This window comes from Archangium violaceum (genome assembly GCF_016859125.1).
Taxonomy (GTDB): domain Bacteria; phylum Myxococcota; class Myxococcia; order Myxococcales; family Myxococcaceae; genus Archangium; species Archangium violaceum_A.
Map to the genome: position 1 here is coordinate 5,433,223 of NZ_CP069338.1, position 17,281 is coordinate 5,450,503.

Below are 17,281 nucleotides of genomic sequence, written 5' to 3' on the forward strand. Positions count from 1 at the left end.
ACGGCGCCGCTCGCGCCGTCCCATCCCCTCCACCGCGGTGGGCAACCTCTATTGCCACCACCGCAATCTTCTTGCCGCGCCGGGCGGCAATCTTCTCGGCCCATTCTCGCAGGTGGGCCGTTTCGTGCGACCATGGTTTCCGAGGCCTCCCATCCGCAGACACCCTTCACCTCCTCCTCTCCTTCCCCCCGTCCCCGAATTCCCGCTTCAAAACACCTGATCGCTTGGAGGCGAACGAATGAAAGCCGTGGTCTATCGCGAATATGGACCGTCTCATGTTCTAAAGCTCGAAGAGGTGGAGAAACCCACCCCCAGCGCCAGAGAAGTGCTGGTCCGAGTTCATGCGACCACTGTCACCATCGGTGATACCATCATGCGCAGCCTCAACATCCCTGGCCCGTTCTGGCAGCGGTTCTTGGCGCGCCTTTATCTGGGGTTTCGCAGACCCAAGCGAACCATCCTGGGGATGGAGCTGGCTGGGGCTATTGAAGCTGTGGGCGACAAAGTGACCCGCTTCAAGCCTGGTGACCTGGTCTTTGCCTCTACCTTCGGGGTAGATTTCGGCGGCTACGCCGAGTACAAATGCCTGCCCGAAAACGGGGTGTTGGCGCACAAACCGGCCAATCTCAGCTTCGCGGAAGCAGCCGCCGTCCCGGGCGCAGGCCAGACGGCGTTGCAATGTCTCAAGAAGGGGAGAATCCAACCTGGGCAGAAGGTTCTGATCTACGGCGCTTCGGGTTCAGTGGGCACGAACGCGGTACAACTTGCAAAGAACCACTTCGGAGCCGAAGTGACGGGGGTATGCAGCGCCGCGAACCTGGAATTGGTGAAATCGTTGGGCGCCGTCAAGGTCATCGACTACAGCCGCGAGCACTTTACTCAGAGCGGCGAGACTTATGACGTCATTTTTGACGCGGTGGGCAAGCTCTCACCTGCTCAGGTGAAGAGGGCGCGTGAGCAGGCAAGCATCTACCTCAATGTTCATGCCGACTCGGCCGGCGGCGACAAGCTTGAAAACCTGCTCTTGCTCAAGGAACTGGTCGAGGCGGGCAAAGTAAGACCTGTCATTGATCGGGTGTATCCGCTGGAACAGATCATCGAGGCGCATCGCTATGTCGAACAAGGGCATAAAAAGGGAAATGTCGTCATCACCGTAGAAAATGGTGGCAAAACCTACTGAACGACGTAGGCAACGAACGTCTCGATGCGCTCGTCGGGCTTTTGGCCGGGCTTGGCGGGTCGTAACTGCTCGCCGGACCCCGTCGTGACGAGAGAAGCAGTGGCGTGAGACGTCCAGGCCATGAACCTGGAGGTGCACGTGGAGAAGGAGTTGGAGCAGTTCCGGCAGGAGGCGCAGAGGCTGAGGGCAGGACGAGCGAAGGGCTCGGGCCCTTCCCCGAGCCACTGAGAGCGTTCGCGGTGCGCTACCTGGCGCAGGCGCAGGAGAAGGGAGAGACGCTCAAGTCGGTGGTGGAGAGTCTTGGAGTGTCGGAGCCGACGTTGCAGGCGTGGCGGCGGGGGGGAGCAGCAGCTGGGCGGGCAGCTGCTCAAGGGTGACGTCTTCCTCTTCGTCGGGCGGTGCCGTCGGCGCGCCAAGGTGCTGTACTTCGACGGCACGGGGCTGGTGCTGCTCACCAAACGCCTCTTCAAGGGACGCTTCGCCAGCCCCTGGGTCCAGGCGGGGGCGGCGAGCGTGGTGCTGACAGTGGGCTCGGGCGGCCCCCGTCAGCGGCCCTCCTCGGCCCCTCTGCTCCTGCCCACTCCCTCAACACACCTCCCATCCTTCCTTCTATACGCCAGAGCGATGGGGAATGGCTGGCCGGAGCGGAACGGCGCGCCCGGCCCCTCAGGGCTTTCGACGGGCGGAGGGGCGCGCGCCGGGAGCGCTCAAATGAGCATCGAGCGGATGCGGAGGAAGACAGGTGGCCCCTGGGCGTGGGGCGTGTCCCAGCGGGCGAGCGACAGGTAGCCACCACTCGCGGGAGCCGTGACGGGGTGCCACATCGGCGGCGGGGCCGGCGGGACCGCGAGCGGGGAGGCCTGGTTGGAGACGTCCACGAGCGCTGGCGCGGGGACATCCCGCTCCAACGCGTCGCAGCAGTCCTTGCGCAACGTTGTCCCGTCGTGTGGGGCCTTCTCCGCCACGTGGGCCGGGCACCGGCCGCAACCGAGGCCGATCGCCCGGTTGGCCCTGAAGGCCCGGCGGAAGGACACGGGCCTGCCCACCGGGGCGAGCCCGGACTCGTGCTCAGTTACTGCGGACCCGGCACCGGGAAGGCCGTGGTAGGTTCGCTCCTCCCAGGGGAAGATGCCTCCATGCTCACGATTCGTGACGCGCAGTTGCAGTCACTCCAGCGCCACCGTGAGCAGGATTTCGTGCGCTCGCTCGCGGCGTACGTGCGACGTCATGAGCCCGCGCTCGTCGCGCAATGGCCGGACGCGCTGCTTGAGCGCCGGGTGGCCCACGCACGGGAACGTGCGGCGGCGTACGGCATGACGGACCCCTTCGCGCTGGTGGAGTTCTTCGTCGCGATGGCGATGCACTCCCCCGACTTCGACAAACACCCCTCCGTCCAGGCGATCCTCCAGGACAGGGGGATTGCTCCCGACCACCGGATCCACGCGGTGTGGGTGCGCACTCCTCCGGAGACCTGGGCCCGGATCCGCGAGGAGTCGTCTCCCACTCCGTGGCCGTGCGACGAGGAAACTTCCAGATGAAACCCATCCAGGCCAAGGCGTGGAAGCCGCTGGAGCCGCAGGAAGACCTCATCACCTCCTGCGAGTCCGGCATGTACGAGGTGAGGATCTCGGGGTTCGGCGTGGGGAACAGCCCGCACGAGGGGCACCCCGATGAGCACGACGACCTCTCGCATGACGCGCCGGGGCGCTACTACGTCCACGTCCCGGGAGAGGGCTCGCTGGTGCTGAGCTGGAAGATCGAGGGCTGGGAACACGTCACCGCCGCCGACATCCACATCTACCCGCACGGGGATGACCGCCCCATCGGCATGGTGGAGGTCAAGAAGGGCGAGGACCACCACGACACCCAGGGCCGGCTGAGCGGCGTGCGGTCCAGTGATGAGTTCCCCGATGGGGTCTTCACGTTCGAGAAGGGCCCCTACCTGGCGCGCCTGCGGATCCTCTCGGTGAAAGAGAACACGAAGGTCTCGGTGGGGGTGCGGCGGCTGTACTTCGACGTGCTCCCCATCGCCATCGTGGGCGGTGGCATCGCGGGGATCCGCACCGCGGAGAAGCTCCTCGAAACAGCCCCGGAGCAGTCCGTGGTGCTCCTGGAAGCCCGCGATTACCTGGGCGGACGCGCGCGCACGATCAAATGGGAGGGGCTCGACATCGATCTGGGCTGCCAGTTCCTGCAGGACGCGGAGACCAACCCCCTCGTTCCGCTCGCGGGCCAGTATGGGCATAGCGCGTTCTGGCACAAACAGGTCACGGCGATCCGCGTGCCCTTGGAGGACGAAGTCGTGACCGAGGAGCACCCGCTCTGGCGCGAGGCGGAGTCGCATGGAGAGGGGATTCGTTCCAAGGCCGACGAGAGTGTCCGGCAAGCGTTCGACCGCAAAGTGAAGGCGTACTGCGAGGACCAGGTCCGCGATGAAGATAAAACGGAGCTGGAGGCGAACCTGAAGAACGAACTCGAGCAGCTCGCCCAATCCCTGGCGAAGGAACATGACTTCGTCCAGCGGTATAGGAAGCAGGTGTCCGACAAGGTCGACGAGCTGCGGGAATGTGCCGAACAGGCGCGTTCGGAGCTCGATGGCTTCGTTCTGCCCGAGCAGCCCAAGGATATGAAGTCAGAGGAGTTCAAGATATACCGTAACAAGAGGACAGAGCAAAGCCGGCTACAGAGCAGGGTCAAGGAGTTCGACAAATTCAGGGAGCAACACGAAGCGTTCCAGTCCGATGCGTGGCTCGAGAACAAGGGCGGCGTACAGACCTCGCTCCTCGAACTGGCGCGTAAGGACATCAAGGAGAAGCATCACAAGAGGCTTGAGGAGGAAATCCGCCGCGGCCAGGAAGAAACCTTCGCGCAAAGGGTGGAAGAACGCATCCAGAAGCTCCTCGAGAACCCCTTGCTGACGTTGGCGCTCGCGATGAGCGCGGAGCTCGACGAAGGCATCGAGCCGACCGACTTCACGTCATACGAGGCAGACGAGGAAGAGGAAGAGGAAGAGGAAGCGAAAGAGGATGTCGGGACGAGCAACAGGATGTCCCGCGAGGGGTATGGCGCGCTCATCGAGAAGCATGCCCGAGCGCTCAACAAAGAGAATCCCACGTACCTGAGCGTACGGCTCGAGTGCCCGGTCACGGAGATCACGGTGGGCAGGTCCGAAGTCGAGGTACCATCCAACGTCCAGGTCACGACCTACGCCCGGCTCGAGACAGGTCAGGGCGTGCTCTACGCGCGCGGAGTCGTCGTGTGCGTGCCCACCGAAATCGTGCTGCGAAACGCCATCAAATTCACCCCCGCGCTTCCCGAGAACATCCGCGAGGCTTTCGCGGCGGTGCCCATGGGGCACTACAAGAAGATCTTCCTGCCGCTGAAGGCGGAATCCCCCCTTGCCACGGCGCTCGAGTCCCTGGTCGAGGACGCGACCGTCCCACCCGAAGGCGAGACGGACCCCTCGCTGTTCACGCTCTCGGCGAGCGGGGTGCCGTGGAAGTTCCTCTACCGTCGGGCGTTGAACGTGGTCGTTGGATTCGTCGGGGGCGCGTACGCGAAGGAGCTCGATCAGCGCGACGATCAGGAGACTGCTACCGTGGCCCTCCAGGTGCTCGCCGCCGCGCTCAAGCTGAAGGAAGGCGACGTGCTGGAGTCGTGGAGCGGCAAGATCCACACGAGCCGGTGGAGCGAGGACATCTACAGCCGCGGCGCGTACTCGTACACGAGGCCTGACGGGGGCGAGAAACGCAAGACGTTGCGAGAGGCCGTGGTGCACGGCTGCATCGTGTTTGCTGGCGAGGCCCTACGCTCCTCCAAGGAGGAGTACGCCACCGCGCACGGGGCCTGGCTGAGCGGTGAGTACGCGGCAGATTGGATCCTCAGGAATCTGGAGAAGTAAGCAACTCCCCGCACGGCGTGCTCAGGCCCTGTCTGGCGTGAGGGGAATCTCCAGGGGGGGCCATGGCCCCCCGTCCTGGCCCCTCGCTCTCAGCAGGGGCCACCGGTCCTCCAGGTGCTGGAGATTGCCGTGGGCGCCCCACTTCCGGTACGCCGCGCGGGCATACAGCAGGGCGATGGTGGGCACCCGCCCCTCACGCCAGAATCGCGCCGCGAGCTCGGCGGCGAGGCCCGCGTTCTGGAGGAAGCCATGCTCCCAGGCGGATTGGAGTGCCTCGTCATGGGCATACATCGCCTCGTCCCGCATGCCCAGGCAGCGGGCCAGCCCCGCGGCTAGGGGAATGGGGCGAGAAGAATCTGGCGCGCATCGAGTCCATCGCCCGCGGGTATTGCATGTTCCTTAATGCTGGTTTTGCGGCAAGCCGTCCCCGATGTCGTAGTAATCGCCCTTGTCGGCCACGTGGATATGGATCCGCAGTCGCGTGCCAGTGGGCAGCTCAAAGGCGCCCATGGCGATGCCGATCCAATCCTTGTGGATGGGGTCCCAGAAGAGAGACGAGCCGCAGATGGAACAGAAACCTCGTTGCGCCTTTTCGGAGGAGCGGTACCAGGTGATCTTGTCGGTGCCGTGGATCGTCACGGCGGAGCGGGGAACGTCTGTGGATACGAAGAAATGACTTGAATGCTTTCGGCATTGCGTGCAATGGCAGGCATCGGGCGGGGGCAGAGTCCCGGCGACCTCGAAACTCACAGCCCCACAAAGGCAGGAACCCTTAGGCATAACGCACCCCGTTCGTATGTAGTTGCTGTTGACAGAGCCTCGTTATACCCAAGGGTCCAGATTGGATCCCACGAAAACCAGGCGACTCCTCCGCTGCGGCTCCCCCCAAGCAGGAGAGGAGGTGGCGAGCGTGGCGCCCCAGGCAGCGGCCAGGTTGGGAGGAGGCTCGGCTCTGAGCGGCGGGCAACCTCTATTGGAGGCGGCGGGAATCGAAGCCGCCAAGGGCGGATCCGCCCCCACTCGGGACCAGAGGCATACTCCCGTTTTCCCTCTGAAAATGGGGCGGCCATCTGTCCGGGCGAGTCCAGGCGCGTCCGTTCGGTTTGGTCCTTTTTTGGGTGCGCCGTGAAAGGTGCACGTCACCAGTGGGTGGAAGTCCCACCCGATGAATTGTCGATGCACCTCGGAAGCCATCGGGCGGTGAAGAGGGGTGACCCTCTGAGCCGAAGCCCCGAAGAAGAAGGCCCCGAAAGGAGGTCGAGCGAGCGCGCAGGCTGCAACGCGAGTGAAGCCTGAGCAGGCCCCGAGAGGACTGCGTGGGTGCCGACCCGTCCCAAAAGCGGGGAAGGCCGAGGTACCAGGTGGCGGCAATCGACCAAGCCTGGTGACCCACCGGGGTAATGGGCGCGGCATGTGTGCAAAAGGTGGAGTGCGCAACACGGGAGACCTGTGCGGGCGGGGTGAAGACCGAACACGCCGAAAGGGCGTGGCACGCCCAGGAGTCGGAGGGGCTCGTAGTACCTGGGAAGCGGGTAACGACCGTGGAGGGAAGGGGCCCTGGTTCAGACTGCTGCTCGAGGAATGGACGAGCGGGAGATTGGCGTGAGCCTGAAAACCCCTACGAAGCTTGAAGAGTTCCAAGAGAAGCTCTACGTGAAGGCCAAAGTGGAGCCGACGTTCCGGTTCTACCAACTGTACGACAAGCTCTATCGCTGGGATGTCCTGGTGGAGGCGCTGAAGCGAGCCAAGGCGAACCGAGGCGCAGCCGGAGTCGATGGGCAGACCTTCGAGCAGGTGGCGGAGTACGGAGAGGAACGGTGGCTCAAAGAGCTGCAACGCGAGTTGCAGGAGAAGCGGTACGGCCTCAGCCAGTGCGCAGGGTGCTGATTCCAAAGCCAGGAGGAGGAGAGAGGCCGCTGGGGATTCCGACCATCAAGGATAGAGTCACTCAGACGGCAGCCAAACTCATCCTGGAGCCTATCTTCGAAGCTGACCTGGATGATGCGGCGTACGGGTATCGCCCCGAGCGCATCGGCGTGCAGGCGGTGCGGAAGGTCCATCAGGAGCTGGGCAGAGGGAGGACCGAGGTCGTCGATGCGGAGCTCTCGAAGTACTTCGACACGATTCCCCACGCCGAGTTGATGAAGTGCGTGGCGAGGAGGGTGTCGGATAAGGCGGTGCTGCATCTGGTGAAGATGTGGCTGAAGGTGCCAATCGAAGAGAGAGACGAACTGGGGCGGCCGAGGTACAGCGGAGGCAAGAGGTCCAAGCAGGAGACGCCGCAGGGAGGTGTGATTTCGCCGCTGCTGGCGAACATCTACATCAACCGGCTGCTGAAGGCCTTTGCGAGGAGCGACCTGATGAAGCGGAGCGGAGCGGTGCTTGTCAACTACGCGGATGACTTCGTCGTGCTGAGTAGCAGAGGCGCGGCGCAGGCCCTGGCGCAGGTAAGGGGATGGTTGGAGGGGATGAAGCTGAAGTTGAATGAGCCCACCATATTCGCGACGACTGGCTCAAGACATGCATGAAGGCTGAGGTCGAGCGCGTTGGGTTGAGTTATCGGGCACAAGGCAGAGGAAGCCCGCCCCGGGGCAGCGGGTAGCAAGCAGGAGGAGATGGAGAGGGGAGTGGGGAGAGTGCGACACGTGAGCTGCAATTGACTCCAGGCAGCTACGTGATTTGCGCTGTGCTCAGCGAGCCCAGCTTCGTCCACAGCTTCTGCCAGAGGCTGGCCGACTCCCGGCCAATGACCAGCACCACTCTTCTGGCGTGTAACAGCACCCGCGCGGCTACTTTGAGCACCCGCTCGCGCACACGGAGCAGCCCCAGCCCTCGCCCGTGGCCTGCTCCATCAGCACGCGCGCGGCGTGCACCAGGTTGTAGGCCAGGGCATTGAGCAACAGGCGTACCTCGTTGTTGGCGAAGGCGTCGATGGACACCGCGCGCTGGACGGGCGGCTGCCCCCGGTACTTGGACTTGGGCCGTCTGGCCGAGGAGAGCGCCGGGGCCAGCACGTCCATGAGCTCTCCGAAGTGGCCCTCCGCCGTGCCGCGTTGGCGGTAGTGCTCCAGCAGCGCCTCGGCCGGCATCTGCTCCTTGCTCCAGCTCGTCACCAGCCAGAAGGCGTGCGGGAAGAGCTCGTCCTTCCTCTCCAGCACTACCAACACCACGCGCCGCGCACGGCTCCAGCCCTGCGCCTGGTACTCCCATTCGTACAGGTGGGTGCCCGGCTCCCCTGCGGCACTCCCGAATTCATGAAGCGCGGCAGCGCCGCCTCCCGCTGCAACACGCTGGTGTTGCGCACGCGCGCCACGTAGGGCGTGCCTCGCTCCTCCAGCTTCGCCAGCAGCTTCTCCTCGGGAAAGCCCGCGTCGAAGCGCACCGCCGCCACCTCACACACCTCCTTCTCCACTCGCCCCAGCAACTCGTCGATGAATTCCAGCGCTCCATTGGCGCTGTGCACGTTTCCCTCGCGCAACCTCACGTCCAGCAGGTCTCCCGTCTCGGCCAGACTGGCGACAATCGGGTGGTACATGCGTACTCCGTAGTGCCCGTTGTACGCGCTGCCCTCCTGGTGCCCATGCACCTCCACCGGCAACCCGTCCACGTCCACCGTCACCTGCTTGAGCTTCTGGCCCTTGGGCTGCTGCGCCTCAGCCTCCGCCCCGTCTGCCACACCAGCGCCTCGTGCAGCACCTTCCGGTTTTCCTCTCGCGCCAACATGGCCGTCAGCCGCGACAAGGTGGGCTGTGAGGCCAACCCCTCCGCTCCCCCCTCTTTCCCCCTCAGCGGCACGCTGCTCTTGCTGTCCGACACCGCCAACCTCAACGCCGCGTCCCTCCTGAGCGCGTCCGCGTCGTCGTGGTCTCTCCACCCTTGCCCCAACAGCAGAAGGTCCGTGCGCACCAACTCCCTCAGCGAGTGGGTTATCCGCTTCTCGTCTCGCGTGTCCGTCAACATCTCCCCCAGCCAGCGCGTCAGCCCCAACCGCTCGTCCACCTCCCTCAGCAGCACCGCACCTGCCTCCGACGTCAACCGCTCCGCCCTCGCCTCCAGCTTCACGGAGCCGTTGAACTCCAGCCCGAAGTCGTTGAGGATTTCACCCATGACGCGCCTCCTGCCTTGTGGTGGTGGATGTCTGAACAACACCCCTCTACCACTCGGGAGGTCAGGCGCGTCACCCTCCTTTTCCGGTCATCCTCCTGCACCTCTCGTGAATAAGGCGGGATGAGGAGAAGACGAGCATTCGCGACGCGCGGAAGGAACACTTCCGGTTCCTGGGGTACGAGTTTGGTCCGATGGTGCATAAGAAGACCGGCAACCGGTACCTGGGGGCCCGGCCCTCGAAGAAGGCAATGAGCGCAGCCCGGAAGCGGCTCAGCCAACTTCTCTGGCGCGGCAGAACCGAGCGCTGGGAGGAGATACGGGATGAGCTCAACCGGTTCCTCCACGGGTGGGCGGGCTACTTCGCCTATGGTACGCCCCGCCCCAGCTTTCGCGTGATGGACATCCACGTCGCGCAGAGGGTGAGGAATCTCCTGAGGAGGCGCCACAAGTTGCCGTCGTCAACGGCTCGTTTCACGTACGCCGAGGTGCACCGCGATCTCGGAGTGCTGGAACTGCAAAGCCTCTTACGCTGAATGCCCCACGTGAAATCTGTCCGAGAGCCGGATGCGGGAAATCCGCACGTCCGGTTCGATGAGAGGCGAGGAGGAAACGGGCTGCGGGTGAGACTCGGCGAGAGGGCGAGCGGAAGCGGACCCTCGCAGTTGGCGCCGACGAACCCGAGCAGCACCGCGCCTCCCGCCCCCCTCTACTCCCCTTGGACCCCTCGCCGGGCGATAAGTGGCGAGCACTTCGTCCCTCGGGCTAACTTCTGGCGCCGATGCCCTAGCCTACTAATGCCCGGCCCCGGTGGCATCCATCGCCCCGAGCCGCGCCTGCCGCGCCCTGGGGACCACCACCACCCCGAGCACCGTTGACCCGAGTACCGGCCTCGCCTGCCGCCCTGGGGGCCTCCACCGGCCCGAGCTTCGGGCATCTCCTCGCGGCCTTGGGGTGGCTGCCATGGCCACCACCGGCCCGTGTTTCGGGGATCACCCAGGATCCAAGTTCCAGGTGCCTTCCTCCCAATGTTTCAGGGCCATGATCGCATCAATAGCCGCAACACCGCCCCCGGAGGCGGCTGCCTCCAGCACTGCTTTTGCTTCTGCCGTTCGATAACGCAGCAAGAACGCAGCAGCACTAACCCGTACATCCGCGCGAGGATGCTTGAGCAGAACGGCGAGTGCATCACGTCCGGCATCACCCTCCAACCGCAGCTTCTTGAGCGCAGATATATAACGACTAGCGTGCTTGTTGCCCGTCTTTGCGTCTCCTCTCCTTATCGCTTCCGTCTGCGCGGCCACGTTCTCCGCAAATTCCTCCACAATCCTTTCTAGATCCTTCGCCATCACCACTCCCCAGTTCTGATCTTTTCTATGGCAAGCAGCGCAAACGAGCGCTGCTTGTCATAACTTTGAGTTCTTATCCACTCTCGCACGGTCAAGTCGTATGAGTTTGTAATGCTGGGCCTCTTTGAAGAATAGAACGCACTGACCTTCGCATGCAGATCCTTGTTTAGCGGAATAATATTTTCAGTGTTATGAAGAGCCTCGGCACCGAAGCGCTTGAGGTTGAATTTGTGCTTTTCGATAAGATGATGCCATTCCAGCCCGTCGCCTGCCTTGCCCATGTAACGTTTGAAAGCTCTGAACGACTTGAAGGCACGATAACCACCTGTGAGAAGTCTGCCGCCTTTCGTGGGCTCATTGGGTTTGAGTGCAGGGCGCGCGCCTCCTCCGTTCCGCGTAGTCATGGACACGGCATTAACTGGCAGGACAATGCGGATCGTGCCCTCGTTCACGGAAAGAATGACTCGCTCGGCACCGGCTGCCGCATCCATCAGGCGAAGCCCAGTGTTTGCCTCGACCGTGCGCGAGGCTTGCCCGAAGCCCGGCAGCTTCGGCCCTTTCGACATGAGCGCGGCCGTTTCACCTATCGCCGCCGTCGCCACCATGACGAGAATTCGCACGCTATTGGGGGCGGTGACACGGCCGAATCGCTCGCCTATCTCCCGCAGCTCCGCAAAACTAGAAGCTTGCGGCGCATCTTCGTAAAGCTGCGCATAGGCTCGTAGCAGCTCGAAGAATTCCCATCCGAGATAGCCCCACATGAGCACGGAGAACGCGAGCGCAACGCCCTTCGTGATGGGCTCGGGTGCAAGCAATAGAGCCATATAGGCTGTAATCGTGAAGCTGAGAGTAGCAAGTACCCGCGTCGGGTTGAGCATGGCCCGCACTTCCGCATCCACGCCTTCCAGGGCGGGCCCCACCGCCAGGGCAAGGGCGATGCTGCGCTTATCGTTGGCTTGCAGGCGGGGTCCATCGTCGAACAACGTTAGACAGTCGCCAGGAGTACCGCGCCGCTCGCAAAATCGCCCATAGGACTGCGCCAGGTCTGATTGCCACGCCTCGCCGCTCAAAGGCGCAGACGCTAGTGCCAGCTTCCGGCCGACGTACAACGGGGGGCATGAGGTGGACACCCGCAGCGGGACTTCGAGCCAAAACGTTGCCAGAGCGGCCCTGAGCTCGGAGTCACTGACCCTCACCGGCTGAAAGTCCGTGGGCAGGTTGGAAAAGATGGCCTCGCCGTCGCCTGTGTCTTCTTCGTAGGCTTCCGCCTCCAGCGTCCACGCTTCGGAGGAGCCCTCGGGAGTGGGCAGGCTGGAACGGTACGCTGTCAGCCGTCCGCCGGAGGGAGCCCCCGTGGCGCACGCTGTAGCCAGCATCAACGCCGCCAGGGCCAGCACCCCCACGCGCAAGGGCCGCCGTGTGCCCACTGGGCGAGTATCGACGGCATGCCTAGACATTTACGCACCTCTCCGGGCGAGCCGCCCGAGTTGGAAGCAAAACCCGCCGATTACAGAAAACGGCTGATAGCTAGGTCAAGCCGTCGGGTCTGGTGAGGTGCCAAAAAAACATCGGGTAGGTAGTGCTTCCCTCGGGCTGCATGGGGCGACGGCACTACTCACTTGCGCTCGCCTCCTTGCTCTACAGACGGGAACGTGACGTTCCCGAGGGTGACGGTGCGGGGCCCCTGCGCTTCCCATAGCTTGAGGGTGCAGGGGCAGCCGAGTTGCTCCGGTGCTCTCTCGGTGCCTACCACGATAAAGCCCCCAGTCGGCCCCGGGGGAATGGGCGCCTCTAGCCACCGGGCAAGTTCCACCTCTTCCCCCGTCGAGTCCACCAGCGCCGCCCCCGCCAGCGTCCAGGGCTCAAGAGCGCTCGATAAATCCCAGGTAGTGAAAGCTGGGTGTGCCAGTGGAGGCGGCGGGAATCGAACCCTCCGCCAGAGAATCTGGCGATCGCGCCACGACACTACGCGGTGCTGGCCGGGCGCGTGCGCGAAGTGCTCAAGCGGGTCATGCGCTGAGGGCGAGCCGCTCGTAGAGGCGGAAGTAGGAATCGGCCATCTGCTCCCAGCCGTGCTCCCGGGCCACCTCGCGCGCCTTCAGTCCCATGCGCTCGCGCAGCGGTGCGTCCTCCACCAGGGTGCGCATCGCCCGGGCGAGCGCGGCGGCGTCCTCCGGGTTCCGCAGGACGACACCGCATTCGGGCGTCACGAGGCTCGCGGCCCCTACCGAACTCGCCGTCACCACCGGCACGCCGGAGGCAAGGGCCTCGAGCACCACCAGCGCGAAGGTCTCGTAGCGCGAGGGGAACACGAAGAGATCGCTCGCGCGCAGCAGCCGGGCCACGTCGTCACGGAAGCCGAGGAAGCTCACCCGGTCCGCCACTCCCAGCCGCTGCGCCAGGGCGGGGAAGGGCGAGCCGCGTACATCTCCCACGACGGCCAGGTGCAGCCCCGGCACCTCGCGCAGCGCGGTCAGCACCGTGTCCAGGTTCTTGCGGCCCGTGCGGATGCCTCCCACGAAGAGGGCCAGGGGCTTGTCCTCGGGCAGGCCCCACGGCGCGCGAGACTCCTTCCCGGGACGGAACTCCTCCAGGTCCACGCCGTTGGGGACGGTCACCACGTGCTCGGGGGACAGGCCCGTGGCGAGCAGGTCCGCGCGCACCGGCTCCGACACCGCGGCCACGAGGCGGGCCTGACGGTAGGCCTTCTGCTCCCAACGCGCGTTGGCCGCCGTGTACAGCCACTGGTAGCTGGACTGGAGGCGGCCCGTTACCTCGGAGGCCCGCACGCTCGAGTTCAGCCACGCCGCGTGGACGAAGTGCGAGGTGTTGAGGTGGTGCGGCGTGTCCAGCACGTAGCCGTTGGCGTGGATGATGTCGACCTCGCCGCGCACGCGCCGCACCAGGGCGGAGGCCCGCTGGGTGAACTCCTCCACCTTCAGCAGGTGGGGCTTCTGCACGCGGGGGTGGATGCGCATCCAGCGGGCGCCGCGCTCGAGCAGATCCGGCTCCACCTGGTCGGCCAGCAGCAGCACCTGGTGGCCCCGGGCGAGTGCGTGGAGGGCCAGGCGGTAGTTGACGCGACCCTGGCCATCGCCGCGAATGACGTTGTGGGTGACGAGCGCCAGCTTCATGCGTCTCCAAGGAGCACGGCTCAACGTCCCGTGAGCCGGCGGTAGGTGTCGAGGATGATGCGGGCGTGGTTCGTCCAGGAGTAGCCGCGCCCGCGTGTCACGCGTTGGCTCCGCGCCGTGTCGGGCTCCGTCGACTCCAGGACGCGGTTCACCGCCTCCGCCCATGCGCCGATGTCTCCCACCGGGGCATAGGTGGCGCTGTCCCCACCCACCTCGCGCAGCACGGGCAGGTCGCTCGCCACCACGGGTGTTCCGCAGGCCAGGGCCTCGATGACGGGCAGACCGAAGCCCTCGGACTCGCTCGTCACGAGCACCACCCGGGCCTTGCGGTACAGCCCCGCCAGCGTCGCCCTGTCGAGCTTCGGCGGTTGCAGCAGCGCGTCGCCCAGGCCGAGCCGCGCCACCTGGGCCCGCTGTGTCTCGTTGAGCGCCGCCCCCTGCTGCACCAGGTGCAGCTCCGGGTGCTGGCGGCGCAGCGCCGCGAACACCTCGAAGAGCACGTCCACGCGCTTGCGGGGAATCCCACTGCCCACGTGCAATACGAAGGGCCGGCCTCCGAGCGGACGCAGCACCTCGTCACTCGTGTCTCCTGGCAGCGGCTCGGGACCGTATTCCGCCGAGACGCCCAGGGGCGCGTGTACCAGCCGCTCCGGGCGCACCAGTCCGTGGTGCAGCAACTCCTCGCGCACCGCCTGGGTGGAGTGGAACACCACCGCCGCTCGCTGCATCCCCTTCAACGCGGCCCACGCCATGGCCCGGAACCACGCCGGCCGCGGCTCCTTCTGGGGCTCCACGATGCTGCGGAAGGCATCCAGGTCGTGGCAGTACACGCCCGTGCGCTCGGGCGGGAGCGCGTGCACCAGCTGCGCGTACGTGTGGTCCACGACGTGGTACGCGTCCTGCCCCCGGTTGCGGAGGGCCGCTCGGGCCGGGTAGGTGAGGAAGCGCGTGAGCACCCGGTCCACGTTGAGCGCGGCCCGGCGCTCGCGCAGCACGGGCAGCTTGCGTGCCAGGGGCACCATCTTCGGGCGCACCGACGTCACCCACACCTCATTCGCGAGAGGGCCGTGGAATTGCTGGTGCAGCGCCTCGCCCGCCAGGTCCATGCTCGGCCACCCCTCCTCGAGCGGGTCCATCAGCAACGCCAGGCGCAGCGGGCTCTCGTCGTGGCTCATGTGTCCTCCACCACGCGCGCACTCGTGCGGTCCAGCAGCACGTTCAGCGTGTGCGCGAGCGAGAAGTTCTCCGTGTAGAAGTCGGCGGCGCGCTGGCCGAGGACGGGCCACGTCTCCGGCGCGGATAGCAGGGCCTCGGCGGCCTCCCGGACCGCGGTGCTCGTGGGCTCGGGGGCCAGCGCGAGCGCGCCGGAGCCGTGCCAGGAGGGCTCCGTGGCGGGGCCGGCGTTGGTCACTAGCGGCACGCCCAGCGCCAGTCCGGCCATGGCGCTGCTGCGGCGCGTGCTGAGCCCGTCGGGGAAGGGTTGCAGGAGCACGTCACACGCCTTCAGCGTGGCGGAGAGCTCGTCTCCCGGCAGCCCGCCCAGCGCGCGCACGCGTCCGGTGAGCTCCGGGTGACGGGCGATGAGTTGCTCGGCGAAGCGTGGGCCTCCCCGGCCCGCGAGGACGGCCACCCGGCGCGCGTCCTGGCGCAGCAGCGCGGGCAGCACTTCCTCCAACATGCCCGCGATGAGATCGCCGTACGTCCCCAGGTGGCCGAGCAGCACCGTGTCCGGGCTCGTGCGCAGCGAGCCGCGGATGGCCTCCACCGCGCTCGCGGGTGGCTGCGTGGGCAGGTTGCTCGGCACGGGCAGCCACTCGATGGGCACCCGGCGCGGCGGCGCGTGGAGGAGCCTGTTCCACCACAGGGTGGAGACGAAGACGCGGTCCGCCCGAGCCAGGACGAGCGCCGCCATCGCCCGCGTGACGGCTCCCAGCACGTTGTGGCGCCACGGCAGCCTCCAGCCCCAGGGGAAGCAGACCTCGTGGAAGAACATCCACACCTCGTCCCGCCGGCGCCGCGCGAGCCACATCGCGAAGGGGACGTTCATCGCCCGGTAGCCGAAGGCGTGGGGCACGTACTGCACCACCAGCCGTTTCGGGCCGGGCAGCCGCTCCAGCTCGCGCTCCAGCCGTGCCAGGCCCCTCACACCGAAGCCCTCGGGGAGCCGGTGCACGGTGACCCCCTCGGGAGACGGCGTGCTCCGCGACTCGCCCGGAGCCCAGACGTGGACGGCACAGCCCTCGCGCGCGAGCCCCTCGGCCACCTGCCACGTGTAGTCGCTCACCCCGCCGGGTTGCGGGGGGAACTCGCCCGTGAGGAGGTGCCAGGAGACGCCGCGTGCATCCGCGTACCGTCCGCTCATGTCCGCCCTCCCAGCACCCGCGCGTAGATGTCCCGCACCTGTGCGGCGTAGCGCTCGCGGGTGAAGCGCGCGAGCACCGAGCGCCGGGCTTCCTCTCCCAGCCGCGTCCTCGGCTCCGGCTCCCGGACGAGCCGCGCCATCACCTGGGCGAGCCCCTCCACGTCCCCGGGCACGAAGGTCAGCGCGTCATGCTCGGTGCGCACGAGCTCCGCGGCCCCACCCGCGGCGGACACCACCACCGCCCGGGCACACGACATGGCCTCGACAATGGTCATCCCGAAGGGCTCCGGCCGCGTACTGGCATGCACCATGACGTCGAGGGCCCGGTAGATGGGCGCGGGCTCCGTCTGGAAGGGGATGAAGCCCACGTGGCCCTCCAGGCCCAGCGTCCGCACGGTGTCGCGCAGCTCCGCCTCTGAGAATTGAGAGCCGGGCGTGCGGTACACCGGGCTGCCCACCACGTAGAAGCGCACCGCCTGGGTGGGGACCCGGGCGCGCAGGCGTGCCGCCGCCTGGAGGAACACCTCCTGTCCCTTCCATCGCGCGTAGGTGGCCACCAGCCCGAGCCGCACCGTGTTCTCGGGAGCCGGAGGCAGACCCGCGAGCGCATCCAGGTGTCCGCCATCGGCCGGACCGGGCGAGAAACGCTCCGTGTCCACGCCGTTGTGCACCGGGTGCACCGGGACGCGGCCGAGCACCCGCCGGGCGTCCCTGGCCACCGCCTCCGAGTTGGCGATGGCCGCCGACGCGCGCACCCCGGCCACTCGCAGCAACCGCCGCACCAGGGGCCGCTCGCCGAGGAAGTCATGGAGGTGCCACACCACGGGTGCCCCCGGGGCGCAGACGGCGGTGAGCAGGTGGGTCTTGAGGCCGTTGGAGTGGATGAGGGTGGGGCGGAAGTCCTGGAGGGCCCGCTGGAGGGAGCGCAGGTGGGCCGCCGCGGCCGGAGTGGCCCGGGCCAGGGAGGCGCCGAAGCGCAGGAAGCGGTCCGCTCCAGCGCCCCGCAGCTGCGAGTCCCCGAGCGAGGCGAGCTCGGTGGGCAGGGGGAGGGCGAGCGTCTTCACGCCCATGGCGTGCGCCTGCTCGGTCAGAGGCCCCTCCGCGCCGGTGATGAGACCGAGCCACGGGGCATCTGGCGCACGGCGCAGGCAATCCAACAGGTCCAGGAGTGTCCGCTCCGCACCACCGACCACGCCCACGGGACTCAGGAAGAGCAAACGCACCCGGCGCAAACCACCAGAGGCGACTGGC

20 protein-coding genes are annotated in these 17,281 nt (G+C 66.4%); 7 read left to right on the forward strand and 13 right to left on the reverse strand.

Annotated elements, in window-relative coordinates; translation table 11 throughout:
• The first annotated feature begins 238 nt into the window (after positions 1 to 238).
• Positions 239 to 1,180: an NAD(P)-dependent alcohol dehydrogenase gene (locus JQX13_RS23285; RefSeq protein WP_203411123.1), complete on the forward strand. Its 942-nt coding sequence runs from the start codon at positions 239 to 241 to the stop codon at positions 1,178 to 1,180.
• A 300-nt stretch (positions 1,181 to 1,480) separates the two neighbouring features.
• The gene (gene tnpB / locus JQX13_RS56440) at positions 1,481 to 1,969 is read left to right on the forward strand and encodes an IS66 family insertion sequence element accessory protein TnpB (RefSeq protein WP_203411124.1); all 489 of its coding nucleotides are present in this window, start codon (positions 1,481 to 1,483) and stop codon (positions 1,967 to 1,969) included.
• Here tnpB and JQX13_RS23295 read toward each other — a convergent pair.
• The gene (locus JQX13_RS23295) at positions 1,888 to 2,214 is read right to left on the reverse strand and encodes a hypothetical protein (protein ID WP_203412668.1); all 327 of its coding nucleotides are present in this window, start codon (positions 2,212 to 2,214) and stop codon (positions 1,888 to 1,890) included. The genes tnpB and JQX13_RS23295 overlap by 82 nt on opposite strands.
• A gap of 102 nt (positions 2,215 to 2,316) precedes the next feature.
• Between JQX13_RS23295 and JQX13_RS23300 the strand changes: the two genes are divergently transcribed.
• Entirely contained in the window at positions 2,317 to 2,718 is a 402-nt protein-coding gene (locus JQX13_RS23300; RefSeq protein ID WP_203411125.1) for a hypothetical protein, read from the forward strand.
• Positions 2,715 to 5,081: a flavin monoamine oxidase family protein gene (locus JQX13_RS23305; protein ID WP_203411126.1), complete on the forward strand. Its 2,367-nt coding sequence runs from the start codon at positions 2,715 to 2,717 to the stop codon at positions 5,079 to 5,081. The genes JQX13_RS23300 and JQX13_RS23305 overlap by 4 nt, the downstream gene beginning before the upstream one ends.
• Positions 5,082 to 5,102: 21 nt before the next feature.
• On the opposite strand, the gene JQX13_RS23310 is transcribed toward JQX13_RS23305, so the two are convergent.
• Positions 5,103 to 5,372, reverse strand: coding sequence for a hypothetical protein (locus JQX13_RS23310; RefSeq protein WP_203411127.1), 270 nt, complete (start codon positions 5,370 to 5,372; stop codon positions 5,103 to 5,105).
• A gap of 108 nt (positions 5,373 to 5,480) precedes the next feature.
• Positions 5,481 to 5,861, reverse strand: coding sequence for a GFA family protein (locus JQX13_RS23315; protein ID WP_203411128.1), 381 nt, complete (start codon positions 5,859 to 5,861; stop codon positions 5,481 to 5,483).
• Positions 5,862 to 6,683: 822 nt separating this feature from the next.
• On the opposite strand from JQX13_RS23315, the gene JQX13_RS23320 reads away from it, so the two are divergent.
• Positions 6,684 to 6,968 (forward strand): hypothetical protein, encoded by a 285-nt coding sequence (locus JQX13_RS23320; RefSeq protein WP_203411129.1) that lies wholly within the window; start codon positions 6,684 to 6,686, stop codon positions 6,966 to 6,968.
• Entirely contained in the window at positions 6,962 to 7,609 is a 648-nt protein-coding gene (locus JQX13_RS23325) for a reverse transcriptase domain-containing protein (RefSeq protein WP_203411130.1), read from the forward strand. Before JQX13_RS23320 ends, JQX13_RS23325 begins: the two co-directional genes overlap by 7 nt.
• A gap of 142 nt (positions 7,610 to 7,751) precedes the next feature.
• On the opposite strand, the gene JQX13_RS55500 is transcribed toward JQX13_RS23325, so the two are convergent.
• Genes JQX13_RS55500 through JQX13_RS23340 form a run of 4 tightly spaced genes read right to left on the reverse strand, consistent with a single transcriptional unit; the run spans position 7,752 to position 9,188 of the window.
• Positions 7,752 to 7,883, reverse strand: coding sequence for a hypothetical protein (locus tag JQX13_RS55500; RefSeq protein WP_275424884.1), 132 nt, complete (start codon positions 7,881 to 7,883; stop codon positions 7,752 to 7,754).
• Positions 7,871 to 8,251 carry a hypothetical protein gene (locus JQX13_RS23330; protein WP_239013989.1) on the reverse strand — a complete coding sequence of 127 codons (381 nt, stop codon included), beginning with the start codon at positions 8,249 to 8,251 and terminating at the stop codon, positions 7,871 to 7,873. Before JQX13_RS23330 ends, JQX13_RS55500 begins: the two co-directional genes overlap by 13 nt.
• Positions 8,239 to 8,757, reverse strand: coding sequence for a transposase (locus tag JQX13_RS23335; RefSeq protein ID WP_203403353.1), 519 nt, complete (start codon positions 8,755 to 8,757; stop codon positions 8,239 to 8,241). The genes JQX13_RS23330 and JQX13_RS23335 overlap by 13 nt, the downstream gene beginning before the upstream one ends.
• Entirely contained in the window at positions 8,697 to 9,188 is a 492-nt protein-coding gene (locus JQX13_RS23340) for a transposase (protein WP_203403352.1), read from the reverse strand. The genes JQX13_RS23335 and JQX13_RS23340 overlap by 61 nt, the downstream gene beginning before the upstream one ends.
• A 191-nt stretch (positions 9,189 to 9,379) precedes the next feature.
• Here JQX13_RS23340 and JQX13_RS23345 point away from each other — a divergent pair, with 191 nt between their 5' ends.
• Positions 9,380 to 9,721: a group II intron maturase-specific domain-containing protein gene (locus JQX13_RS23345; protein ID WP_203411131.1), complete on the forward strand. Its 342-nt coding sequence runs from the start codon at positions 9,380 to 9,382 to the stop codon at positions 9,719 to 9,721.
• 456 nt (positions 9,722 to 10,177) lie between these two features.
• Here the strand turns inward: JQX13_RS23345 and JQX13_RS23350 are convergent, their stop codons facing one another.
• From JQX13_RS23350 to JQX13_RS23380, 6 genes are all read right to left on the reverse strand, one after another.
• On the reverse strand, positions 10,178 to 10,534 hold the full coding sequence (locus JQX13_RS23350) for a DUF2019 domain-containing protein (RefSeq protein ID WP_203411132.1): 357 nt from the start codon (positions 10,532 to 10,534) through the stop codon (positions 10,178 to 10,180).
• Positions 10,534 to 11,991, reverse strand: coding sequence for a SitA5 family polymorphic toxin (sitA5, locus tag JQX13_RS23355; RefSeq protein WP_430384188.1), 1,458 nt, complete (start codon positions 11,989 to 11,991; stop codon positions 10,534 to 10,536). Before sitA5 ends, JQX13_RS23350 begins: the two co-directional genes overlap by 1 nt.
• Positions 11,992 to 12,543: 552 nt before the next feature.
• Entirely contained in the window at positions 12,544 to 13,668 is a 1,125-nt protein-coding gene (locus tag JQX13_RS23365; RefSeq protein WP_203411135.1) for a glycosyltransferase family 4 protein, read from the reverse strand.
• Positions 13,669 to 13,688: 20 nt separating this feature from the next.
• On the reverse strand, positions 13,689 to 14,843 hold the full coding sequence (locus JQX13_RS23370) for a glycosyltransferase family 4 protein (RefSeq protein ID WP_239015071.1): 1,155 nt from the start codon (positions 14,841 to 14,843) through the stop codon (positions 13,689 to 13,691).
• The gene (locus tag JQX13_RS23375) at positions 14,840 to 16,030 is read right to left on the reverse strand and encodes a glycosyltransferase family 4 protein (RefSeq protein WP_203411136.1); all 1,191 of its coding nucleotides are present in this window, start codon (positions 16,028 to 16,030) and stop codon (positions 14,840 to 14,842) included. The genes JQX13_RS23370 and JQX13_RS23375 overlap by 4 nt, the downstream gene beginning before the upstream one ends.
• Positions 16,027 to 17,253, reverse strand: a complete 1,227-nt coding sequence (locus JQX13_RS23380) for a glycosyltransferase family 4 protein (RefSeq protein WP_203411137.1) — start codon at positions 17,251 to 17,253, stop codon at positions 16,027 to 16,029. The genes JQX13_RS23375 and JQX13_RS23380 overlap by 4 nt, the downstream gene beginning before the upstream one ends.
• Positions 17,254 to 17,281 lie beyond the last annotated feature (28 nt).